The following is a 7,443-nucleotide window of genomic DNA, read 5'->3' on the forward strand; positions in this document are numbered from 1 at the left end:
GCGCGCTCGGGCTTCCGCAGAGCGGAGCTGCCGTTCCGTTCGCGGATGACGGGTCATTGCCGGAATGGGCGCGTTCCGGCGTATACAGCGCGGTTGAAGCCGGGTTGCTAATGGGCTACGAAGACGGCACGTTCAGGGGAGCGCGGGCAATCAGCCGCGCGGAAATGGCGGTTATGCTTGTCAGGGCTGCGAAATATAGCGGCCAATTGGCCGATCCTGCAAACGATGCGGCTCGGCATACCTTCGACGATGCGGAGCAAATACCCGATTGGGCAATCGATTCCGTGCAGCTTACTGCTTCGAATGGATTGCTGCAAGGACGCGGCGCCAATCGCTTTGCTCCTCTCGAACCGCTGACGCGAGCCGAAGGCTGCGTGCTGCTGCTTCGACTTTTGGATCTGGAATAAAACGCAACAGCAAACGAATCGACCTGGCCGGATACCGGCCAGGTCTTTGCCATTTTATCGTGCTAAGCAATTCTAGAATATAGTATAATTGGATTTAGTTTTAAATACGGGATTACTAGACACACATCCTGATGTAGCGGCGGAATATGGTAGACTCTAGCAGTCCCAAGTCATGTTTGTTTAGAACTACATACTTGGAGGGGAACAATGAAAAGTAATTTGTATCGCAAATGGATTGCTAGGTTTGTAGTTGTCTTTTTATTCACGACCATTGCGTTGCCTTTTGGTCCGGAAAGGCGCGTGCTGGCGTCTGCTTGCGACGGAGTAACGCCCGGAACGTCTGACCAATGTCCGATTATCATTACGGATGCCCCCGGGCTTCATGCAATGCGTAATAATCTGGCGGGGCATTATGCGCTCGGCGCAGATATCGATTTATCAGACTATTTAAGCCCGACAGGCGCAGGCTACAATGACGGGGATGGCTGGGAGCCGGTTGGTACCGGGGGCCACTTATCCAATGCATTCAGTGGTACATTGGACGGCAACGGCCATACGATCTCCCATTTGCAAATCACTTCAACCGCTGGCACAGTCGGTTTATTCGGCGTGACTTCGGATGCCGTTATTCGAAATATAGGTTTGATCGATGTAGATATTTCGGGAAAAGGGGAAACTAGCGATGTCGGCGGTTTGGTTGGATATATAGTTGGCACAACAATTGAAAACGCCTATGTCACCGGAACCGTGGAAGGTGCAGATGGTGTCGGCGGATTGGTTGGACTCGCCTATGGGGTAACCATCGCTCCCAGCCGGATACGTGCTTCTTACGCTTCTGCCAATGTAATCGGAACCGGGGCAGGTCAAGTCGGAGGGCTTGTCGGCAGCACGGAAGGACACGACATCCGCATAACGGAATCATATTACAATAGCAGCTTGGCCAGCTTTTCCGGGAATGGAATAGGCTTGACAACATCGCAAATGAAACATGCAGCCAACTTCGACTTGTGGGACTTCTCCGAGCAAGGACAATGGGGCATTTTGGAGGGCATGACCTTCCCGATGCATCGCACCACACTGGATCAGATTGTACTGGACGAGCTGGCGATCAACGATGGCGAAATGGTATACGAGCCGGAGTTCGCCCCTCATATAGCGACATATTCGAGCCGGGTGACAGGCGAAGTGGATAGCGTGAGGGTGTCGGCATCCTCTGGCAGCAGCCGCGCAAACGTATTGATCAACGGCGAGGATTTGGACTCGAAAGTCATTTCTTTGGTTCCCGGCGCAAACAACGTCGACATCACGGTTTCGACCGACGTTGTCGTACCGGGAGCCGATACCAATCCGTTCGAAGCAGCCTATACGCTTCAAGTGATTCGCGAAGACGGAATAGATTACGCCCATCGCATCACGACCGCTTCTCAGCTGGCGGCGATCGGAACCGCTCCTTATGCGTTAAGCGGCGACTATGAGTTAATGAATGATCTCGATTTGGCAGGCATGGACTGGAACCCGATCGGAGACGGCGGCCAACCTTTTACGGGAACCTTTGAAGGAAACAGGTCCGTCATCCGCAATTTGACGGTCGACAGCACGGATGACTATGCCGGATTATTTGGAGCCTCTTCGGGAATCATCCGCAATATTGGCCTCGAGAACGCGGTTATATCGGGAGGAAGCCTGGTTGGCGGCCTGGTCGGCAGCAATACGGGATTCATCTCGAACGCTTATGTAAAGGGCAACGTCGACGGGGATGAGCATGTTGGCGGCTTAGTCGGGTTAAACAGCGGAGCGGCTAACGTGACCTTTACCTATGCCGCAGGACTCGTGAGCGGCAACGCGTATACGGGCGGGCTGATTGGCAAAAATGCTTCAGGAGTCGTCGACGATTCATACTGGGATGCCGAAATCGGTTCGCTCTTGATTTCCGGCGGCGGCGAAGGAAAAACAACGGCGGACATGCAGCTTCCCGCGACATATGAAGGCTGGGATTGGGACGATAGCTGGGCCATGATTAACGGCACCACTTATCCGATGTTTGTCGACAGCTTTGAGGCCGTGAAACTTCAGTCATTGGCGGCAACAGCTGACGATGCCGAATTGACCTGGACTTCCGGCACTTTCTCGCCGAGTCAAGGCGTATACGAATTGTTGGCCGATCGCTATATGGATTCCGTTACGATTACGGCGGCTCCTGCCGTTTCCAATGCAACGGTGACAATCGGCACAACAGAGTCTGTCTCGGAGCAGTTGGCCGTTGCAGTCGGGAGCAATGAGATTGTGGTGACAACGACAGGCGTCTTCGGCAGGCCTGACGGAGAATATCGGCTTATTATCGAGGTTCCCGCTCCGGAATTAATCGACTTTGCAGTGCCTGAAGCCGGACTGTACGGTATCGGAGATACGCTTGCTTTCACCATCGGCTATGGAGTGGATGTGGATGTCACAGGTGCGCCAACTATTCCCGTTACGATTGGAGAAGGAGCGGACGCCACCACCGTGTACGCCGTTTATGCCGGACAGCCTGTCGGTGAACGAAACAAGCTGATCTTTACGTATGACGTGCAGGAAGGCCTGGCCTATGACAACGCAATTGAAATCGGAATGGGGATCGGACTGCCGGACGGAGCCGAAATCCATGTTGCGGATACGGATATTGCCGTTCAGCGGAATTTGCCGACAAGGGCGACAACGGGCATTATTATCGATGCTGTCCGGCCGGAAATCTTGTTATCGCAGGAGCCTGCGAATACTGTGCCGACCAACGAATCCATCGCAATAACGGTGAATGCAGACGGCACGGGCAGCGCAATTGCAGCTTTAAAGTGGGCGGAAGGGCTGAGAACCAAGGCGTATTTTGCAGCAGAAGGCATTGAGCTGAGCGGGGATAGCTTCCAGGCAGACGCCAACGGCACATATTCGGTTTTCGCGCAGGACGAAGCGGGAAACAGCTTCGTTGCGACAATCGAGATTGGCAATATCATTAAAACGATGCCGGAAATATCCTTGACCCCCACTCTCGCAGAAGGGAGTCGCTCCGTCTCAGTCAGCGCCTTGGCTGAGGCTCATGGCGATATCAATAGGATGACGAAGCTGAATTGGATGCAGGGGAGCCGCTCCGTCGCCGATTTCGCCGACGGGACGAGCGGAACCGATATCATGACCGATGGGTTGTTTATCGTTACGGAAAATGACGTTTATACCGTGTATGCAAAGGACGCTGCAGGCAATGAAGCGGTGGAGGAAATTCGTATATCGAATATCTGGAACCCTGTCTACTATCCTGTACCAAACAAAAATCAGGAACTGCAGTTGAATTATACGGATTTCGGTATTCAACTGATTGTTGATTCTTCGATCATCAGCAAGGAAACGCTTGAAGACGGCACTGTTGTCGAGCATGTCATATTGACTGACAAAATCCTTGAACGGGTGCTTGATGCGCTTGGCAAGGCGGCAGGATCGTTCGTCTCCATAGTAGTCAACGATTCTGAACAGGCCGTGCAAGTGCAGTTTCCCGCTTCTTCGCTGGTCAAGTTGAAGACGGCCTATCCCGCCGCCACATTTGAAGTCAGATTAAACGCTTCAAGTTATGAGCTGCAGGTTAATGCTTTGCCTTTGGAGTCAAAGTCGTCTGTCACACATGTGAAAATAGCGATCGGCCAAATTGCCGGACAACAAAAAGAGTCGCTGGAGCGTGCCGCGAGCAACGCCGGTCTTAAGCGAATCAGTCATGCCATTAGTTATGAGGTGACCGTTTCGTCTGATGGGCGAATCGAGGAAATCAGAGATTTTGGCGGGATATATATCGTTCGCGCCATCGTGCTGGACGAGGGCCGCTCAGACGGGCCTATCGTTGCCGTCTTGTACGATCCCGCAACGGGAAAGCTGCACTTTGCACCGGCCGTGACCAGAGCCAGGGATGACGGTACGCCGGAAATGGCGATCAAAGTACCGCACAACAGCATCTACGCAATTATGGAAGCCGAAGATAAAACATATTCCGACCTTGACGGTCACTGGGCGAAAACATCCGTAGAACTGCTGGCGTCCAAACTTATCGTAAACGGGGTGTCCGCTACTGAATTTGCGCCAAACAGCTCAATTACAAGAGCTGAATTTACATCCTTGCTGGTGCGCGGTTTGGGCTTGAATGTCGGGCAATCCGCGCAGAGCGCCATCTTCCATGATGTAGCCCAGGGGGATTGGCATGCGGCGGCCATTGAAGCAGGCGTCAAGGCTGGATTGGTCAAAGGGGTGTCGGAAAATGAATTTGCTCCAGACCGCTTTATTACTAGAGAACAGATGGCCGTTATGCTGAGCAATGCGTTGGCGGTTTTGGGCTATGCCCCGATCCATCCCGATCAAGCGCCGACTGTTCTGGACAAATTTGAGGATCATACGACTATATCCCCATGGGCCAAAGCAGCGGTTGCTCAAGCCGTAAACGCAGGCATCATCTCAGGCATGACAGATGATTCATTTGCGCCTTCCAACTTTGCGACTAGAGCGCAAGCCGTTGTGATGTTAAGGCGGTTTTTGCAATATGTCGAATTTATCGATTAAAATCTCCCCTCATTTATGAATCGGACTCGTCCGATAGCAGCGCTCACGTTCTGTGCCGGTGTTTTCATCACCGCCATTGACGTGAGCGTTTTTGCGTCAGGCACATGCTGCCGTTCGCAGCAATGAAGGAGCTTCCTGGCGGGCTTTTCCTCCCGTTCAATAAATCCCGCGCGCGCCGGTCTGGGACTATAGTGACATCGGTGACAAAAGTGATGACGGCCTGTAACTATTGCAGCCGATAGCCTTCTCTTACAATTGGATTATTCTGTATGCAATTGTGAGGCGAATGGATAACGGAGGGCGAGAGGAGTGAGGCAAAGGTGATATTCAGGAAAATGATGGCATGCGTGCTTGCGGCGGCTCTGCTGTTTGAATGGGTTCTGCCAGCAGGAGGCGGCGTGAAGGCGGCCGACGACGGTCAAGCGGGCACGGGGGTTGCTCCGCCGATCATCGACCCGCTGCCGGAGTTTACGAACGAGCGGGCAGTCGAGGTTGGCGGAACGGCGGCGCCCGGCTCGACCGTCACCGTCTATTACAACCGGCCAGGCGAAACCCCGGTCGCGACGGATGCGGTGGAGGCGTCTGGAGACGGCAGATTCCGCATGACGCTGGAGCTTTCGGAAGGGCGTTACGAGCTTGCCGCGGCTGCGGAGCTGGGCGGAGAGAGGAGCGCGTTGTCCGACAAGGCGACGGTGGAGGTCGACCTGACGGGGCCGGATGCGTACAGTATGGATATCCGCTGGTTCAACATCGCTTACAATGAAGTGATGCTGCAGTGGGAGCCTCCATACCGGGTCGACGAGCATGGAAATTACGTTCCGGATGCGTCGATTGACCGATACCGGCTGGAGCGGCGAGACGGCACGCTGGTGACGGAAACGGCGGATCGGCAATTTTTTGAGGCGGGCCTGCCCGAGGCGGCATATGTGGATTATGTTTTCTATGCCATCGACAAAGCCGGGAACCGCTCGGATCCGCTCCCGGTCCATGCCGCGACTTCTCACCGGTACTTGACGGCAATCGAAAGCGGCGAAGAAGAAGTCTACACCTTGCCGGCAATAAGCCGGGACGGCGGCACGGCCGTTTATTATTCAGGGCATCCGGATCGGGACGGCATTGTTGTATACGACGCTGCGGCCGGCACGAAGCAAGTGATCGGGAATATGAACAAGGCGTATATCGATCAAGGGCTTGCGGTCAGCGGCGACGGCAGATTCGTTGCCTATGAAGATTCCAATGAAGATCGGACGGAAATCTCTCTTTATGTGTACGATCGGACGAATGAGGTTGCGGTGCGTGTAGCGGCGGTGGCGTCCGGGCGGTTGTCCGGTTTGTCGCTGAGCGACGATGGCGGCAAGCTGCTGTTCGAATCGGCCTCCGGCGCTTTGGCTGCGGGGGACGCCAACGGGCTTCAGGACGTCTTCGTGGCGGATTTGTCCGATTGGAGCGATATTCGCATTACACGGATCAGCGAGCAGGCGGACGGCGGGGATTTGTCGCAACTGAGCGGCGCGGCGGCCATAAGCGGGGCGGGCCGATACGCGGCGTTCGTCACCGCGGCCCCCGAGCTTGCGCCTGGCGGGGCGAGCGCCGGCATCAGCCGCTTGTATCTGTACGATACGGATACGGGTGAGACGGCTTCTGTTCCGATACGCAATAACGACACGGAAAACGGCGAGATTTCCATCGGCGCGGCGGCCGTGTCCGCGGACGGACGTTATGTGGCGTATACCGACAAAGTGGCGAAGCAGGTAGGCCTGTATGACCGGGAGACGGGCGAACATACGGTGGCGTGGGCGGAGAACCGCAATATCGGCGCTTATATGGGCACTCCTTTGTTATCGGATGACGGGCGATATGTGGCGTTTGATTACCGAATCCTTAACCCGACGGAAGCCCCGCTGCCCATCCGATCCCCATTCGGAGCGGTTAGGTTCGACGTGCAGGAGGGAAGCTTCCGGCAGATAGGGGCTCTTCGCGAGTCGACCACGCAAGTGGGCTTGAGCGGCGACGGGAGCAAGGCCGTGTACTTGCGCGGCGAAAGCAATTATTCCGGTTACGGCATTTATAGCGTATGTTTCGAAGCTTGCGACGAAGCCCCTGCAGAAGGGATCGAAAGCGTTCGCTGGTCGGTTGCGGAAGACCGAAAAGTCGACGGGCTGTTGAAGTGGGACACGGAAGTAGCGATCCAGGCGATCGGTCAACGGGATCTGAACGTGGAGGCAATCGTCTATTACCGGACGGTGACGGAAGGCGGCAACGGAGAAGCCGTGCCCAGGGAAGCCGCAGTCGAGCTAATCGAGACGGCGCCGGGTTATTATGGAGCCGTTTTCGAGGTCAAAGAAGGCATGACGCAGATCGACCGCATCATCGCGTATCCGAAGGATCGCGCGGACGAGGCGAGGACGGCAGCCAATCTTCCGGTTCATGTGGCGGGCAAGCTGGTAGTGGAAATCGCGACGGATCG

General features: G+C 55.1%; 3 protein-coding genes. All 3 read left to right on the top strand.

The features are described 5' to 3' along the window. A partial coding sequence (locus tag PAT3040_RS25100) for an S-layer homology domain-containing protein (protein WP_146200544.1) occupies window positions 1–407 on the top strand: 407 nt, incomplete at its 5' end. A 207-nt stretch (window positions 408–614) separates the two neighbouring features. Then, complete coding sequence (locus tag PAT3040_RS25105) at window positions 615–4,976, top strand: S-layer homology domain-containing protein (RefSeq protein WP_108994829.1); 4,362 nt, start codon at window positions 615–617, stop codon at window positions 4,974–4,976. 320 nt (window positions 4,977–5,296) lie between these two features. Continuing rightward, the coding region (locus tag PAT3040_RS25110) for a TolB family protein (protein WP_219930315.1) at window positions 5,297–7,443 on the top strand (2,147 nt) is incomplete at its 3' end.

The sequence above is a fragment of the Paenibacillus agaridevorans genome (genome assembly GCF_003112455.1).
In the GTDB taxonomy this organism is placed as follows: domain Bacteria; phylum Bacillota; class Bacilli; order Paenibacillales; family Paenibacillaceae; genus Pristimantibacillus; species Pristimantibacillus agaridevorans.

Coding starts and splice junctions, on each gene's coding strand:
- PAT3040_RS25105 (WP_108994829.1), top strand. CDS start 615: ATGAAAAGTAATTTGTATCGCAAATGGATTGCTAGGTTTGTAGTTGTC.